The organism is Cellvibrionales bacterium (assembly GCA_016713115.1).
Classification (GTDB): Bacteria; Pseudomonadota; Gammaproteobacteria; order Pseudomonadales; family UBA7239; genus UBA7239.
This window is the reverse complement of sequence record JADJPU010000001.1, coordinates 1466095-1481121: the sequence shown is the minus strand read 5'-3', so window position 1 is coordinate 1481121 and position 15027 is coordinate 1466095. Positions and strand designations below refer to the sequence as shown.

The following is a 15027-nucleotide window of genomic DNA, read 5'->3' as shown; positions in this document are numbered from 1 at the left end:
GCGCGGTACTTCTAATTCAAATAAATTTAGGCACTTGCTCTGTCTTCACCACGAAGACCTGCTGGCGGCCAATTTTCAAGACGCATGCCCAAAGACAAGCCACGAGAAGCCAAAATATCTTTAATTTCAGTCAGCGATTTTTTGCCTAGATTTGGTGTTTTGAGCAGCTCAACTTCGGTGCGTTGAATCAAGTCGCCAATGTAATAAATATTTTCTGCTTTTAGGCAGTTTGCCGAGCGAACAGTCAACTCCAAGTCATCAACAGGACGCAACAATACAGGATCAACATCATCTTGTTGCTTTGCTGGTCGCGCTTTTCTTTCACTTTCCAAATCAACAAAAACTACCAACTGCTGCTGCAGAATAGTGGCAGCACGGCGAATAGCTTCCTCTGGGTTAATTGTCCCATTGGTTTCCATGTCGATAATCAATTTATCAAGGTCGGTACGCTGCTCAACACGCGCACTCTCGACCGTGTAAGAAATTCTCACTACCGGACTGAATGAGGCGTCCAGTTGAAGACGACCAATAGTACGGTTTTCATCTTCACCTACAGCATGGCTATCTGCAGGCTGATAACCTATACCGCGCGCCACAATCAAGCGCATGCTCACCGCCGCAGAAGCATTATTTATATGACAAATAACATGCTCTGGGTTTTTGATCTCAACATCAGCATCTACTTGGATATCTGCTGCAGTTACTGCTCCTGCTCCTTTTTTGTTGATCGTGATAACTGCACGATCCTTGTTGCCGTGCATTACAACCGCAACGCCTTTCAGATTGAGCAAAATTTCAATGACATCTTCCTGAATGCCAGCAATAGTGCTGAACTCGTGAAGTACGCCATCCATCTCCACTTCAACAATAGCGCAACCCGGCATAGAGGAAAGCAAAATGCGACGCAGCGCATTACCCAGCGTATGACCAAAGCCACGCTCCAATGGCTCGAGCACCACTTTTGCACGGGTAGAAGAAATTTGTTGGACATCGATGTGTCTGGGCGTCAACAGTTCTGTAGTTGAGCTTTGCATGCAGTAATCCTGGAAATTATTTCGAATAAAGTTCGATGATCAAGCTTTCATTGATTTCTGAAGAAAGATCACTACGATCAGGCACGCGCTTAAATTGGCCTTCCATTTTTCCGGCATTCAATTCAATCCACTCCGATTGCCCGCGTTGCGCAGCAATATTCATAGAGGACTGAATGCGAAGCTGATTTTTACTCTTTTCACGCACAGCAACCACACTACCAGGCTGAACTTGAAAAGAAGGGATATTGACAGTGCCGCCATTAACAACGATTGCCTTGTGCGAAACCAGCTGACGCGCTTCTGCTCTTGTGGAACCGAAGCCCATACGGTAAACAACATTGTCCAACCTGCACTCTAAGAGGCGGAGCAAATTTTCACCTGTATTACCTTTACGGCGCGCTGCTTCTGCGTAATAACTACGGAATTGTTTCTCAAGCACACCATAAATGCGGCGTACTTTTTGTTTTTCACGCAACTGCACACCGTAATCAGAAAGGCGACCGCGGCGTTGGCCGTGTTGACCAGGCGCTGTCTCTACCTTGCACTTTGCATCAAGCGGCTTTACACCACTTTTCAGCATCAAATCCGTTCCCTCACGGCGGGAGAGTTTACACTTAGGTCCGATATATCTTGCCATTCAAACAGCCTCTCAAATTCTCTTACAAGCTCAACAGTTAAACGCGGCGTCTTTTTGGTGGACGGCAGCCGTTATGCGGAATTGGCGTGACATCAACGATGTTGCCGATTTTGTATCCGCAATTATTCAACGCCCGAACTGCTGACTCTCTACCGGGACCGGGACCCTTCACTTCGACATCTAGATTTTTCAAGCCATATTCTTGCGCAGCTATACCAGCACGCTCGGCTGCAACCTGCGCGGCAAATGGCGTGCTCTTACGCGAACCACGAAACCCAGAGCCACCAGAAGTTGCCCAACTCAAAGCATTGCCTTGACGGTCCGTGATTGTCACGATGGTGTTGTTGAACGACGCATAAATATGAGCAATACCATCTACGACGGTTTTCTTAATTTTTTTACGCGTTTTTGCTGCTGCTGATGGCTTTGCCATATCTCTCTCGTCTAACTTGGTTACGCTTTAATTTCAATTATTTTTTAATTGCCTTACGAGGGCCTTTCCTAGTGCGAGCATTTGTTTTAGTACGCTGACCACGAACAGGGAGCCCTTACGGTGACGCAAGCCACGATAGCAGCCTAAATCCATGAGGCGTTTGATACTCATATTCACTTCACGACGCAAATCACCTTCTACGGTAAGTTTGGCAACTTCAGCTCTCAGGCTATCTACCTGAGCCTCACTCAAACTACCCATTTTTGCCGACTCTGCAATGCCTGAAGCTGCGCAGATATCTTGTGCACGAGTACGCCCGACACCATAGATATAGGTCAGTGCAATTACTGTGTGTTTGTTATCGGGTATGTTGACACCAGCAATACGCGCCATTACTAGAAAACTCCAATAAATTCAATCAGTTAAAAGTTATTTTGCTCGAACAGACAACGACCCAGCCCGAAAGGGGCGCTAGGGTACTCTCGGTGAGCGACTAAATCAACCTTGTCTTTGCTTATGACGCGGTTCGACACTACAAATTACGCGAATAACGCCTTTCCGCCGCACTAATTTACAGCCGCGACAAACTTTTTTCACAGATGCTCTAACTTTCACAACTTATCTCCACTCAAAATCAGCTCTGGATATAACAAGAACTAACTATTACCGTAATTTTTTAGATTGGCTTTTTTCAACAAAGAATCGTACTGCGCCGACATCAGATGAGATTGTACCTGCGCCATAAAATCCATAACCACTACAACCACGATTAGCAGCGATGTTCCACCTAAATAAAAGGGGACATTGAATGCCATTACCAACCCTTGTGGAATAAGGCAAACAACCGTCATATAAACTGCGCCAACAATTGTCAATCGCGTGAGCACATTGTCTATATATTTAGCAGTGTATTCACCAGGTCTAATGCCTGGAACATAAGCACCGCCTTTTTCAGGTTGTCCGCTACTTCTCTTAGGGTTAAACATTAATGCCGTATAAAAAAAACAGAAAAACACAATCAAGGCAGTAAACAACAAAATATTTAATGGCTGACCAGGGCCAATCCATAGTGCAACATCCTGCAGCCACTCCATGCCAACACGCTGACCAAACATCTGAGCAATTGTTGCAGGAAACAACAATAAACTGCTGGCAAAAATAGCCGGTATTACACCAGACATATTCACTTTTAATGGCAGATGCGTACTCTGTCCTTGATAAACCTTACGCCCAACTTGACGACGCGCATAATTCACCGTCAATCTTCGCTGGCCTCTTTCAATAAATACAATGGCATATATCAGAGCTGGCACGCCGACCGCTATACCCAGCAGCAATACAACATTCAAATCACCCTGGCGCGCTTGTTCTAATGCTTGCCCAATGGCCGCGGGAAGGCCTGCGACAATACCTGCAAAAATCAACATGGATACGCCGTTACCAATTCCTCTTTCGGTAATTTGCTCACCCAGCCACATCATAAACATTGATCCAGTGATCAATGAAACGACGGCTAAAATATAAACACTAAGACCGGTTGCATATAAAGCATCCTGTCCCGACAAACTACTAACCATACCGAAGGCCTGAACCGTCGCAAGAATAACCGTGCCATAACGCGTATATTGGCTAATCTTTCTGCGGCCTTGCTCGCCTTCCTTTTTTAACTGCTCTAAATGCGGCACTACTGATGAAAGCAATTGAATAATGATAGAAGCCGAAATGTATGGCATGACACCCAATGCCAGCACACTCATACGCTCCAAAGCGCCACCAGAAAACATATTTGCCATGCCAAAAATTGTATTTTGGGTTTGGTTAAAAATACTTTCTAGTCTTGCAGGGTCAATCCCCGGAACAGGTATATGACTGCCAACCCGATAGACAATAATTGCCAACAAAAGAAACTTCAGGCGAGTCCATAACTCACCCAAGCCTTTTTGATTAGCCATTGCTGCTGGAGTCGTCGCCACTACGATTATTCCTCGACTTTTCCACCAGCCGCTTCGATTGCCTGACGCGCACCTTTAGTTACAGTCAAACCCTTAATTACAAAAGATTTTGTGATTTCACCTGACAGAAAAATTTTTGCTCGTTTAATGCTCTCATTAAGAACATTTGCAGCTTTTAATGTCTCCAGCGTTACCAAATCGCCGTCTACTTTGCTCAATTCAGCCGAACGAACTTGCGCAGTTGTCAGGCTGATACGCGAAACAAAACCGTATTTAGGTAGGCGTTTCTGCAATGGCATTTGACCACCCTCAAAACCCGGGCGAACATTGCCGCTCTTGCGCGCCTTCTGACCCTTATGGCCACGACCGCAAGTTTTACCTAAACCGGAACCGATTCCGCGACCTACACGTAGCTTCGGTGTTTTATGCCCAGGAGCTGGACTCAAACTGTTCAGATGCATCTCAGCACTCCACTTTCAGCATATAGCTAACTTTATTAATCATTCCGCGCACTGAAGGGGAATCCTGCACTTCTACAGTGTGTCCAATTCGACGCAAGCCCAAGCCTTTAACACAGCACTGATGCGACTTCAGTCTACCGGCCGTGCTGCGTACTTGCGTTACTTTGATCGTATTTGCCATAATTAAAAACCTTGGTTATCGATTGGCCAGCTAGTCGAATTAGCCACGAATCTCTTCTACAGTTTTACCGCGCTTTGCCGCAATTTCTTCGGGCGAACGCATTTCTTTCAAGCCGCGAATTGTTGCGCGAACCACATTCACAGGATTGGTCGAGCCATAGCACTTCGCCAATACGTTCTGCACACCAGCAAGTTCAAGCACAGAGCGCATTGCGCCCCCTGCAATAACGCCTGTACCTTCAGAAGCGGGCTGCATATAGATATTTGCCGCACCGTGACGCGCTTTCACTGGATAAAAAATCGTGTTGCCGTTCAGATCAACAGTAATCATATTGCGACGCGCAGCTTCCATTGCTTTTTGAATCGCAACAGGCACTTCACGCGCTTTTCCACGACCAAAACCCACTTTACCGTTACCATCACCAACGACAGTTAGTGCAGTAAATGAAAATGTACGACCGCCTTTTACTACCTTGGCAACACGGTTAACTTGAACCAGTTTTTCCAACAGGCCATCTGAATTTTTATCTTTTTCTTTCTGCTCTTGAAGCGCCATTTTTACACCTAATTAGAACTCGAGGCCAGCTGAACGCGCTGCATCTGCCAATGCTTTAACGCGACCATGGTATTTAAATCCGCTACGATCAAATGCAACTTTTACAACGCCTGCCGCTTTGGCCCTTTCAGCAACCAGTGCGCCAACACTCTCAGCAGCCTTAGCATTACCCGTTGCACCAGAGGAGAGAGCGGATTCCAGCGTAGAAGCCTGCGCCATAACTTTTGCACCATCTGGCGAGGTGACCTGAGCATAAATATGCTTAGGCGTACGATGCACGCTCAAACGGTAAGCGCCCTGCTCACGAATTTTCATTCGTGTTGATTTTGCTCTACGCAAACGTCCTGCTTTTTTAGAATTCATACACCTATACCTTACTTTTTCTTCGCTTCTTTACGGCGAACAACTTCATCTGAATAACGAACACCTTTACCCTTATAAGGCTCTGGCTCACGATAAGAACGAATTACAGCAGCCACCTGCCCTAGCAATTGCTTATCGATACTTTTCAAAATAATTTCTGTCTGACTAGGTGTTTCAGCAGTTATACCTGCCGGCAACTGATACTCAATCGGATGTGAGTAACCCAGTGTCAAATTCAACACATCACCGTTTGCTTTTGCGCGATAACCGACGCCAACCAACTCAAGCTTGCGCTCAAAACCCGCGCTTACCCCTTTTACCATATTGGCAACCAGCGCGCGCGTTGTACCCGCCATCATCCAAGCTTCACGGGCACCATTACGCGCGCCAAATGTAACTTGACCTGCATCCTGCGAAACTTCCACCGCAGAACTCAATGACATGGAAAGCTCACCTTTTCCACCTTTTACGCTAATTGCCGTAGGAGCGATGGTAATGGTCACACCTGCAGGCAATATAACGGGATTCTTGGCAACTCTGGACATTGTTTAAATTCCTAGAATACGGTACACAAGATCTCGCCGCCGATATTGGCTTTGCGAGCAGCACGATCTGTCATCACGCCCTGACTGGTAGAGACGATGGCAACACCCAAGTTATTGGCAACTGTTGGCAACTCGTCTTTACCGCGATAGTTACGCAGACCTGGGCGGCTTATACGCTTAATGCCATCAATAACTGGTTTGCCCTGATAGTACTTCAGCACCAGGGTGAGTTCCGGTTTACTTCCGGCACTTACCGACAAGCTCTCAATGTAACCTTCTGATTTTAATACTTCAGCAACGGCAACTTTGATTTTGGATGAAGGCATAGAGGTTGTTGCAAGTTGCGCTAACTGCGCATTCTTAATTCTTGCAATCATGTCTGCCAAAGGGTCTTGCATACTCATACTAATAACTCCAGAAACTTACCAGCTAGCCTTAACCAAGCCAGGCACATCACCTTTCATAGCATGCTCTCTAAGCTTGATACGAGAAAGGCCAAACTTACGGTACACCGCGTGTGGACGGCCAGTCAGCTGACATCTAGTTTGCATACGCACAGGATTAGCATTACGCGGCAACTTTTGTAGCTGCACCTGAGCCTCCCAGCGTTCTTCGTCCGAAACCTTAGGATTGGCTATCACAGCCTTTAGACGAGCACGCTTTTCCGCATATTTTGCGACTGTTTTTGCGCGCTTTTTTTCACGCTCAATCATCGAAAGTTTTGCCATGTGAAGGGCTATCCTCGTAGATAAATAATCAGGCTTTAAATGGGAAGTTAAAAGCCTTGAGCAATGCTCTGCCTTCTTCGTCCGTTTTTGCCGTTGTCGTTATTGCGATATCAAGACCGCGCAATGCATCAATTTTATCGTAATCAATCTCAGGAAAGATGATCTGTTCGGACACACCCATAGAGAAATTGCCGCGCCCATCAAATTGCTTAGGGCTAATGCCACGAAAATCACGAATACGCGGAATCGCCACTGTAATTAAACGATCTAGAAACTCATACATACGATCATTGCGCAGAGTTACCTTACAGCCAATAGGCCAGCCTTCACGCACTTTGAATGCAGCAATAGACTTTCTTGCCTTGGTAATAACTGCTTTTTGGCCTGTAATTTGTTCGAGATCACGCACAGCGTTTTCAAGAATTTTCTTATCGGCCAACGCCTCACCGACACCCATATTGACGGTAATTTTAGTGATCTTTGGCACTTCCATTACGCTCTTTACGCCCAACTCATCTTTCAACTTGGGCAATATTTCGCTTTTATAAACCTGTTGCAGTCTGGCCCTTACAATTTCACCTTTAACTTAAGCGCCAATCACTTCGCCGCTAGACTTATAGATCCGCACTTTTTTGCCATCCACATCCTTGAAACCAACACGGTCTTTCTTGTTAGTTTTAGGGTTGTAGATTGCGATGTTAGAAATATCAATAGAAGCTTCTCGCTCCACAATTCCGCCTTGAACACCGAGTTGAGGGTTAGGCTTAGTATGCTTTTTCAAAAGGTTTACACCGGCCACGACTACGCGACCGTTATCCAGCACTTTTTGGACGGAGCCACGCTTACCCTTATCTTTGCCCGTAGTTACAAGCACCTGATCATCTTTCTTAATCTTATTCATACCTAAACCTCACTCCAGCCTAGATCAAAGCACTTCTGGTGCCAGAGAAATAATTTTCATGAACTTTTCACCGCGCAGCTCGCGAGTAACCGGTCCAAATATACGCGTCCCGATAGGAGCCTGCTGGTTGTTCAACAAAACAGCCGCATTGTCATCAAATTTGATCAAAGAGCCATCTGGGCGACGCACACCTTTTTTAGTACGCACAACCACAGCTGTCATCACTTGGCCTTTTTTTTACCTTGCCGCGCGGAATAGCATCTTTAACGCTGACCTTGATAATATCGCCTACACCAGCGTAGCGGCGATGTGAACCGCCCAACACTTTGATACACATAACTCTGCGGGCGCCGCTATTATCTGCCACATCCAAAAAAGTTTGAGTTTGTATCATTTACTACACTCCAAAAACATACGCTATCAAAGTCAACTATCAAACGACAGTTGCTTTTTCCTCAACCTTAACCAATGTCCAAGTTTTAGCCTTGGAGAGAGGACGAGTCTCTTTTACCGTTACGATATCGCCGATTGCACATTCATTATTTTCATCATGCGCTTTTAATTTTGACGATTTTACCAAATATTTGCCGTACAGCTCATGCTTAACGCGACGCTCGATTAGCACCGTAATCGTTTTATCCATTTTATTACTGACAACGCGACCCGTTTTGGTGCGAGCTGTTTGCTCTTTGTTCGTCATGTCATTCACCAGCCTTTTCTTTCAACAGCGTTTTAATTTGCGCAACACGGCGTCTTACCGTCTTAAGCAAATGTGTCTGCGACAACTGTCCAGTACTTAGCTGCATTTTTTGCTTGAACTGATCCTTGAGTTGCTTATCCAACTCAACCTGCAATTCAGCAGTGGATTTACTGCGAAGATCTGCCGATTTCATTACATGATCTGCCGTTTAACAAATGTTGTAGTCAAAGGAAGTTTAGCTGCGGCAAGCGTCAAAGCCTCACGCGCCAATTCTTCCGATACGCCTTCTACTTCGTACAAAACCTTACCTGGTTGAATTTGGGCAACCCAGTATTCAACACTACCCTTACCTTTACCTTGACGCACCTCAAGCGGCTTTTGCGTAATCGGCTTATCAGGAAAAATTCTGATAAACACACGACCGCCACGCTTTAAACGACGCGTCAACGCCCTTCTTGCAGCTTCAATTTGCCTGGCTGTAATGCGACCACGCATGGTTGCTTTCAGGCCAAATTCACCAAAACTAACTTTACTACCACGCTGAGCAAGTCCGCGGTTTCGCCCTTTGAACTGCTTGCGAAATTTTGTGCGCTTAGGTTGTAACATGGCGCGTCTTACCCCTGATTAGATGACTTCTTTCTGCCGGTTACTGCTTCAGCTTGCTCTACAGCATCAAGAATCTCGCCTTTGAAGATCCAAACCTTCACGCCGATAATTCCGTAGGTTGTCAAAGCTTCTGCCGTCGCATAATCAATATCTGCACGCAGGGTATGCAAAGGAACACGACCTTCACGATACCACTCGGTACGAGCAATATCCGTACCACCCAAGCGACCAGACACCATAATCTTGATACCTAATGCACCTTGGCGCATTGCGTTTTGAACCGCACGCTTCATAGCGCGTCGAAACATTACGCGACGCTCTAACTGTTGAGCCACGCCTTGCGCCACTAAAACCGCATCGATGTCCGGTTTACGAATTTCTTCAATGTTGATATGCACAGGCACGCCCAAAATCTGAGCGACTTCACCGCGCAACTTCTCAACATCCTCACCCTTCTTGCCAATTACAATGCCAGGGCGTGCAGAATGAATCGTCACGCGCGCCGATTGAGATGGACGCTCTATATCAACACGACTTACTGACGCACTAGCCAATTTCTTTTGGATAAAAGTACGCGCTTTGATATCTGCCAACAATTTGTCCGCATAGGTAGCACTGCTAGCATACCAAACAGATGTATGCTTTTTGATGATACCTAGACGAATGCCTGTTGGATGTACTTTTTGACCCATTGCGATCTCCTAATTTACCGCTGTTATTTAGCGGCAACTTTGACAGTGATGTGACATGTGCGCTTCAGAATTCTATCCGCACGCCCTTTGGCGCGAGGCTTGATGCGCTTCATCACCATACCTTCATCAACAAATGCTGTAGACACATGCAGCTCATCTACATCAAGACCTTGATTGTGCTCTGCATTTGCAATTGCAGACTCAAGGACTTTTTTAACCAATACAGCCGCTTTTTTGTTGCTGAACGACAAAATATCCAATGCTTTTTCGACATGCTGACCGCGAATTTGATCAACCACCAGTCGCACTTTCTGCGCAGAACCACGAGCGCCACACAATGTTGCTGAAACTTCTTGCATCACCCTCACCTCTTACTTTTTACCGGGCTTGGCTTTTTTATCTGCCGCATGCCCTTTATAAGTACGCGTAACAGAAAACTCTCCGAGTTTGTGTCCAACCATTTCCTCAGTCACAAACACCGGAACATGTGCACGACCGTTGTGTACCGCAATGGTCAAACCAACCATTTCTGGCATAATCATGGAGCGACGCGACCATGTTTTGATTGGACGCTTGTCATTCTTTTCCAGCGCCGTCTCCACCTTTTTAACAAGATGCAAATCTATGAACGGGCCTTTTTTTAATGAACGCGGCACAAATCTATCCTCTTAAATTCTTACTTCTTGTTACGACGACGAACAATTAAGTCGTCAGTACGCTTATTTTTACGAGTCTTATAACCCTTAGTTGGTGTACCCCATGGAGAAACAGGGTGACGACCACCAGAAGTTCTACCTTCACCACCACCATGCGGGTGATCAACGGGGTTCATTACCACGCCGCGAACGGTTGGACGAACACCGCGCCAGCGGCTTGCACCAGCCTTACCCAATGACCGCAAGTTGTGCTCACTGTTTGAAACTTCTCCCAGCGTTGCTTTGCAATCCGCCAAGATTTTGCGCATTTCACCACTACGCAAGCGCAATGTAGCGTAAGCACCTTCGCGAGCAACCAGCTGTGCAGAGGCGCCAGCAGAACGCGCAACCTGCGCACCTTTGCCTGGCTTCATTTCGATGCAATGAACATTGGAACCAATAGGAATATTGCGCAACGGCAGAGAATTACCAACTGCAATTGGAGACGCAGATCCAGATTGAACTTTATCACCAACTTTTAAGCCTTTAGGCGCAACGATGTAGCGGCGCTCGCCATCCGCATAGCAAACCAACGCAATATTTGCACTGCGATTTGGATCGTATTCTAAACGCTCAACCGAAGCCACGATGCCATCTTTATTGCGCTTGAAATCAACGATGCGGTAATGCTGTTTGTGACCACCACCTTGATGGCGCACTGTGATGCGGCCATTATTGTTACGACCACCACGCTTGCTTTTCTTTTCTACCAAAGCTGCATGCGGCGCACCTTTGTGTAAATCAGGATTAACAACACTGACTACGAAACGACGACCAGGCGAGGTAGGCTTTCTTTTTACTATTGGCATAAAAATTTACTCCCCGCCGTTACATGCTGGCAAAGTCAATATCATGACCCTGCTCCAAGCGGATATAGGCTTTTTTCCAATCACTGCGACGAACATCACCAAAGCGATTGCGCTTAACTTTACCCTTCATGCGCAACACACGCACCGCTGCAACCTTCACATTAAACAGCTTCTCTATTGCATGCTTAATTTCCAGCTTGTTTGCATCGAGAGCAACTTTAAAAACCACCTGATTGCTGTCACCAGACACCATGGTGGATTTCTCAGAAATCTGCGGCCCAACAAGAACTTTATAAATACGCTCCTGATTCATGCCAACACCTCATCAAACTTCTTCACGGCGGGGACAGTGATCAACACCTTATCAAAACGCACCAAGCTCACAGGATCCGCCGCATTCACATCGCGCACATCCACATTAGGTAAATTGCGGGCTGACAAGTACAAGTTCTCACTAACATCATCAGAAACAATCAAAACATTGCTGAGTTTCAGCGCATCAAGTTTCTGTTGTAGCAATTTTGTTTTTGGTTGATCCAACTCAATCTTTTCAACCACCACCAAACGATCCTGACGCGCCAACTCAGACAAAATACTCTGCAACGCCGCACGATACATTTTGCGGTTCAGTTTTTGACTGTGATCTTGTGGTCGCGCAGCGAAAGTCACACCACCTGTGCGCCAAATTGGACTGCGAGTGCTACCAGCACGCGCACGACCAGAACCCTTTTGTTTCCAAGGTTTTTTTCCGCCGCCACTCACTTCTGAGCGATTTTTTTGCGCGCGCGAACCTTGACGACCACCAGACAAATACGCAGTAACTGCCTGATGAACCAAATCCTCGTTGTATGCGCGCCCAAAAGCAGTGTCAGAAACCTGAACCTTGCCGGCGCTACCACCTTCGAGTGTTGCTATATTCAATTCCACAACATTCCCCTCTTAGGAAGCCTTGACCGCAGGACGAACAATCAGATCACCACCCGGCGCACCAGGCACCGCACCGCGAACCAATAACAGATTGCGCTCCACATCCACGCGAACCACTTGCAAGTTCTGCACTGTGACCTGCTCGTCACCCATATGGCCTGCCATTTTTTTACCTTTAAATACACGACCTGGAGATTGGTTCTGACCAATCGAGCCTGGCGCGCGGTGAGACAAGGAGTTACCGTGGGTTGCATCTTGCGCACTAAAATTCCAACGCTTGATAACACCCTGAAAACCTTTACCGCGAGATTGGCCAGTCACATCAACCAGCTGACCATCAGAAAAAGTAGAAACCGTCAATTCAGATCCAACAGCAGGCACATCAGCACCATCGCTTGCCAATTCCCACAATCCACGACCAGCACCAACGCCGGCTTTCGCAAAATGGCCGGCAGCCGCTTTAGTCACACGCGATTGACGACGCGTGCCGACAGTTACCTGCACCGCAGCGTAACCATCACGATCAAGAGATTTGATTTGAGTAACGCGATTCGGCTCAATCTCGATGACCGTTACAGGAATCGAGATGCCGTCTTCTGTAAATACACGCGTCATGCCGCACTTGCGACCGACTAGACCACTAACCATTTTTCACCTCTCGTGTACGGGGCTTTACCCGCTATGGCCGCCTAAGTAGGCGTTACACCAAGGAGTTGCATATGTACTGCGTATGCGACTTCTTAACTTATTACTTACTGATTTTTATCAGCCGAGGCTGATTTGAACTTCTACACCTGCCGCCAAATCCAGCTTCATCAGCGCATCGACCGTTTTATCGGTTGGCTCAACAATATCGAGCATTCTTTTATGCGTGCGAATTTCGTACTGATCTCGCGCATCTTTGTTGGCATGCGGAGAAATCAACACCGTGAAGCGCTCTTTACGAGTTGGCAAAGGGATTGGCCCCCTCACTTGAGCACCAGTTCTTTTAGCCGTTTCTACAATTTCTTGCGTCGAAGTATCGATCAAACGATGATCAAATGCCTTCAAGCGAATTCGAATTCTTTGGTTCTGCATGAACAGAAAGCCTCAACAAATCAATTACTTACTTCTGGTTTTGCAGCCAGACCCCAGTGAAGATTTTGGAGCTAGGCGAAAAAGAGGCGCAATTCTATAGGCGAGAAAAAGGCAAGTCAACAAGGAACTGCATTTATTTTAATAACTGGCTCAATAACTACAGCATTCGCCTATCCCAATCCAAGCCAGATCTCACCACTACCGCTGGATTTCCTGCAATTGCAGACCCCGGCTGGTCAAATTGCCTAGTAACCACGGCATGCGCACCGACAATACTGCTCTCAGGAATATTGGCGCCCTTGAGAATACAGGCTGCTCGGCCAACCCAAACACGATCTCCAAGGGTGATGTCTCTGGCGCGATTGATGCGCTTACCCGTAGCTACATCTAGCACGGAATGCCCATCGCCAGCCCGCAAATGGACAAACTTGGAAAACATGCAATCACGACCAATGGTGATGCTAGCATCTTCATCTGTCAGCAAATAAGCATCTTCGATCGTCGTTTTATCACCAATTTTGATGCGCTGATTGCTGTTATAACGCAGATAGATTTTGCCGGCATGGTAGAGACAATCCTCACCAATTTCGACCCTCTGATTACTGCCATCAATGCGGATCTTGCATTTGGCCACCATGCTACCGCGGCCAATCGAGAGGCTGTTATTACTCCCTTTGATCAGAATATCGACCTTCTTCATGCGCAGTCTTTCTGCAAATGCAATGTCGATGCTGTTGCTCGACTTGACGCGTATGCGATTGCCGTAAATCCAGTCATGCACAAGCAACTGGCAGCGCTGTAGCAGGGTAAAAGTCACAGTGCTTTTGCGCCCAACTTACACTCGCCCGCTTGGAGCGTTTGCAGAATTAGGGTATTGATCGTCATAGGGCCCACGCCGCCCGGCACAGGCGTATAGGCACTGGCGCGATCAATTACTGAAGTCAACTCAACATCGCCCAGACCACCTTCGTGGTAACCAGCATCCACCACCACAGCACCATCTTTAATCCACTCTCCAGGAATAAAGGCAGGGCGACCCACAGCCGCCACCACAATATCTGCTTGCCCCACCAAAGCCTGCAAGCCTTGCGTGCGTGAATGACAGATCGTTACCGTGCAATCGGCATTGAGCAACATCGCCGCCATGGGTTTACCTAAAATTGGGCTGCGCCCGAGCACCACTGCATGTTTGCCTGCCAAAGGAATGTTATATGCCGCCAGCAAGCGCATCACACCCGCCGGCGTGGCAGAGCCATACGCAAGCTCACCCATCGCCATACGGCCGAAGCCTAGGCAAGTCACTCCATCGACATCTTTATCAAGGGCAATTGCGTCAAAACACGCTCTTTCGTCAATTTGTGCTGGCACAGGATGCTGTAGCAAAACCCCGTGCACGGCGGGATTGGCATTCAACTCGTGAATTTTAGCCAGCAGCTGTTCAGTCGTCGTGGACTGCGGCATTTCAATGGCCATGGAATCCATACCGACGCGGCGACAGGCATTGCCCTTCATGCGCACATAAGTGGCCGAGGATGGATCATCGCCGACGAGGATAGTTGCCAAAATGGGCGTGATACCAGACAGCGCTTTGAGCTTTTCTACGCGCTCACGGATATGCGCTTCCGTTTCCTGCGCTACTTTCGCGCCATCCAACACCACTGCCGATTTCGAGCCCACTGCCATACAGAACCTGTCACACGCCGCACATCAAAATGAAGGGCGACATTGTGC

27 protein-coding genes and 2 pseudogenes are annotated in these 15027 nt (G+C 47.2%); all 29 read right to left on the bottom strand.

What is annotated here, in order from left to right:
- Positions 1 to 26: 26 nt before the first annotated feature.
- A complete protein-coding gene (gene rpoA / locus IPK30_07335; protein ID MBK8103085.1) occupies positions 27 to 1034 on the bottom strand; it encodes a DNA-directed RNA polymerase subunit alpha in 1008 nt (335 codons plus the stop codon).
- Positions 1035 to 1050: 16 nt separating this feature from the next.
- The gene (rpsD, locus tag IPK30_07330) at positions 1051 to 1671 is read right to left on the bottom strand and encodes a 30S ribosomal protein S4 (protein ID MBK8103084.1); all 621 of its coding nucleotides are present in this window, start codon (positions 1669 to 1671) and stop codon (positions 1051 to 1053) included.
- Between the two features lie 37 nt (positions 1672 to 1708).
- Positions 1709 to 2104 (bottom strand): 30S ribosomal protein S11, encoded by a 396-nt coding sequence (gene rpsK, locus IPK30_07325; GenBank protein MBK8103083.1) that lies wholly within the window; start codon positions 2102 to 2104, stop codon positions 1709 to 1711.
- A 37-nt stretch (positions 2105 to 2141) separates the two neighbouring features.
- Positions 2142 to 2497: pseudogene (gene rpsM, locus IPK30_07320) on the bottom strand (30S ribosomal protein S13).
- A 105-nt stretch (positions 2498 to 2602) separates the two neighbouring features.
- A complete protein-coding gene (gene rpmJ / locus IPK30_07315) occupies positions 2603 to 2719 on the bottom strand; it encodes a 50S ribosomal protein L36 (protein ID MBK8103082.1) in 117 nt (38 codons plus the stop codon).
- Between the two features lie 41 nt (positions 2720 to 2760).
- Positions 2761 to 4056 (bottom strand): preprotein translocase subunit SecY, encoded by a 1296-nt coding sequence (secY, locus tag IPK30_07310; GenBank protein ID MBK8103081.1) that lies wholly within the window; start codon positions 4054 to 4056, stop codon positions 2761 to 2763.
- Between the two features lie 26 nt (positions 4057 to 4082).
- Positions 4083 to 4517 (bottom strand): 50S ribosomal protein L15, encoded by a 435-nt coding sequence (gene rplO, locus IPK30_07305; GenBank protein ID MBK8103080.1) that lies wholly within the window; start codon positions 4515 to 4517, stop codon positions 4083 to 4085.
- Between the two features lies 1 nt (position 4518).
- Positions 4519 to 4701 carry a 50S ribosomal protein L30 gene (gene rpmD / locus IPK30_07300; GenBank protein MBK8103079.1) on the bottom strand — a complete coding sequence of 61 codons (183 nt, stop codon included), beginning with the start codon at positions 4699 to 4701 and terminating at the stop codon, positions 4519 to 4521.
- A gap of 36 nt (positions 4702 to 4737) precedes the next feature.
- Complete coding sequence (gene rpsE / locus IPK30_07295) at positions 4738 to 5253, bottom strand: 30S ribosomal protein S5 (GenBank protein MBK8103078.1); 516 nt, start codon at positions 5251 to 5253, stop codon at positions 4738 to 4740.
- Between the two features lie 12 nt (positions 5254 to 5265).
- Positions 5266 to 5616, bottom strand: a complete 351-nt coding sequence (gene rplR, locus IPK30_07290; protein MBK8103077.1) for a 50S ribosomal protein L18 — start codon at positions 5614 to 5616, stop codon at positions 5266 to 5268.
- Positions 5617 to 5627: 11 nt separating this feature from the next.
- The gene (gene rplF, locus IPK30_07285) at positions 5628 to 6161 is read right to left on the bottom strand and encodes a 50S ribosomal protein L6 (protein ID MBK8103076.1); all 534 of its coding nucleotides are present in this window, start codon (positions 6159 to 6161) and stop codon (positions 5628 to 5630) included.
- Between the two features lie 11 nt (positions 6162 to 6172).
- Positions 6173 to 6565, bottom strand: coding sequence for a 30S ribosomal protein S8 (rpsH, locus tag IPK30_07280; protein ID MBK8103075.1), 393 nt, complete (start codon positions 6563 to 6565; stop codon positions 6173 to 6175).
- 18 nt (positions 6566 to 6583) lie between these two features.
- Complete coding sequence (gene rpsN / locus IPK30_07275) at positions 6584 to 6889, bottom strand: 30S ribosomal protein S14 (GenBank protein ID MBK8103074.1); 306 nt, start codon at positions 6887 to 6889, stop codon at positions 6584 to 6586.
- Between the two features lie 28 nt (positions 6890 to 6917).
- Complete coding sequence (rplE, locus tag IPK30_07270; protein ID MBK8103073.1) at positions 6918 to 7463, bottom strand: 50S ribosomal protein L5; 546 nt, start codon at positions 7461 to 7463, stop codon at positions 6918 to 6920.
- A gap of 12 nt (positions 7464 to 7475) precedes the next feature.
- Positions 7476 to 7790, bottom strand: coding sequence for a 50S ribosomal protein L24 (rplX, locus tag IPK30_07265; protein ID MBK8103072.1), 315 nt, complete (start codon positions 7788 to 7790; stop codon positions 7476 to 7478).
- A 24-nt stretch (positions 7791 to 7814) separates the two neighbouring features.
- Positions 7815 to 8184, bottom strand: a pseudogene (gene rplN / locus IPK30_07260) (50S ribosomal protein L14).
- Positions 8185 to 8223: 39 nt separating this feature from the next.
- Positions 8224 to 8490, bottom strand: a complete 267-nt coding sequence (rpsQ, locus tag IPK30_07255) for a 30S ribosomal protein S17 (GenBank protein MBK8103071.1) — start codon at positions 8488 to 8490, stop codon at positions 8224 to 8226.
- A gap of 1 nt (position 8491) precedes the next feature.
- Positions 8492 to 8683 (bottom strand): 50S ribosomal protein L29, encoded by a 192-nt coding sequence (gene rpmC / locus IPK30_07250; GenBank protein ID MBK8103070.1) that lies wholly within the window; start codon positions 8681 to 8683, stop codon positions 8492 to 8494.
- Positions 8683 to 9096 carry a 50S ribosomal protein L16 gene (gene rplP / locus IPK30_07245; GenBank protein ID MBK8103069.1) on the bottom strand — a complete coding sequence of 138 codons (414 nt, stop codon included), beginning with the start codon at positions 9094 to 9096 and terminating at the stop codon, positions 8683 to 8685. Before rplP ends, rpmC begins: the two co-directional genes overlap by 1 nt.
- Before the next feature lie 8 nt (positions 9097 to 9104).
- The gene (gene rpsC / locus IPK30_07240) at positions 9105 to 9788 is read right to left on the bottom strand and encodes a 30S ribosomal protein S3 (GenBank protein MBK8103068.1); all 684 of its coding nucleotides are present in this window, start codon (positions 9786 to 9788) and stop codon (positions 9105 to 9107) included.
- Positions 9789 to 9811: 23 nt separating this feature from the next.
- A complete protein-coding gene (rplV, locus tag IPK30_07235) occupies positions 9812 to 10147 on the bottom strand; it encodes a 50S ribosomal protein L22 (protein ID MBK8103067.1) in 336 nt (111 codons plus the stop codon).
- A 12-nt stretch (positions 10148 to 10159) separates the two neighbouring features.
- Positions 10160 to 10444 carry a 30S ribosomal protein S19 gene (gene rpsS, locus IPK30_07230; GenBank protein ID MBK8103066.1) on the bottom strand — a complete coding sequence of 95 codons (285 nt, stop codon included), beginning with the start codon at positions 10442 to 10444 and terminating at the stop codon, positions 10160 to 10162.
- 20 nt (positions 10445 to 10464) lie between these two features.
- The gene (rplB, locus tag IPK30_07225; protein ID MBK8103065.1) at positions 10465 to 11292 is read right to left on the bottom strand and encodes a 50S ribosomal protein L2; all 828 of its coding nucleotides are present in this window, start codon (positions 11290 to 11292) and stop codon (positions 10465 to 10467) included.
- A gap of 19 nt (positions 11293 to 11311) precedes the next feature.
- Positions 11312 to 11605 (bottom strand): 50S ribosomal protein L23, encoded by a 294-nt coding sequence (rplW, locus tag IPK30_07220; GenBank protein ID MBK8103064.1) that lies wholly within the window; start codon positions 11603 to 11605, stop codon positions 11312 to 11314.
- Positions 11602 to 12219 carry a 50S ribosomal protein L4 gene (gene rplD, locus IPK30_07215; protein ID MBK8103063.1) on the bottom strand — a complete coding sequence of 206 codons (618 nt, stop codon included), beginning with the start codon at positions 12217 to 12219 and terminating at the stop codon, positions 11602 to 11604. Before rplD ends, rplW begins: the two co-directional genes overlap by 4 nt.
- A 12-nt stretch (positions 12220 to 12231) precedes the next feature.
- The gene (rplC, locus tag IPK30_07210) at positions 12232 to 12867 is read right to left on the bottom strand and encodes a 50S ribosomal protein L3 (GenBank protein ID MBK8103062.1); all 636 of its coding nucleotides are present in this window, start codon (positions 12865 to 12867) and stop codon (positions 12232 to 12234) included.
- 117 nt (positions 12868 to 12984) lie between these two features.
- Positions 12985 to 13296, bottom strand: coding sequence for a 30S ribosomal protein S10 (gene rpsJ / locus IPK30_07205; protein ID MBK8103061.1), 312 nt, complete (start codon positions 13294 to 13296; stop codon positions 12985 to 12987).
- A 157-nt stretch (positions 13297 to 13453) separates the two neighbouring features.
- A complete protein-coding gene (locus IPK30_07200) occupies positions 13454 to 14113 on the bottom strand; it encodes an acyltransferase (GenBank protein MBK8103060.1) in 660 nt (219 codons plus the stop codon).
- Positions 14110 to 14979 (bottom strand): bifunctional methylenetetrahydrofolate dehydrogenase/methenyltetrahydrofolate cyclohydrolase FolD, encoded by an 870-nt coding sequence (gene folD, locus IPK30_07195; GenBank protein MBK8103059.1) that lies wholly within the window; start codon positions 14977 to 14979, stop codon positions 14110 to 14112. The genes IPK30_07200 and folD overlap by 4 nt, the downstream gene beginning before the upstream one ends.
- Positions 14980 to 15027: the final 48 nt, after the last annotated feature.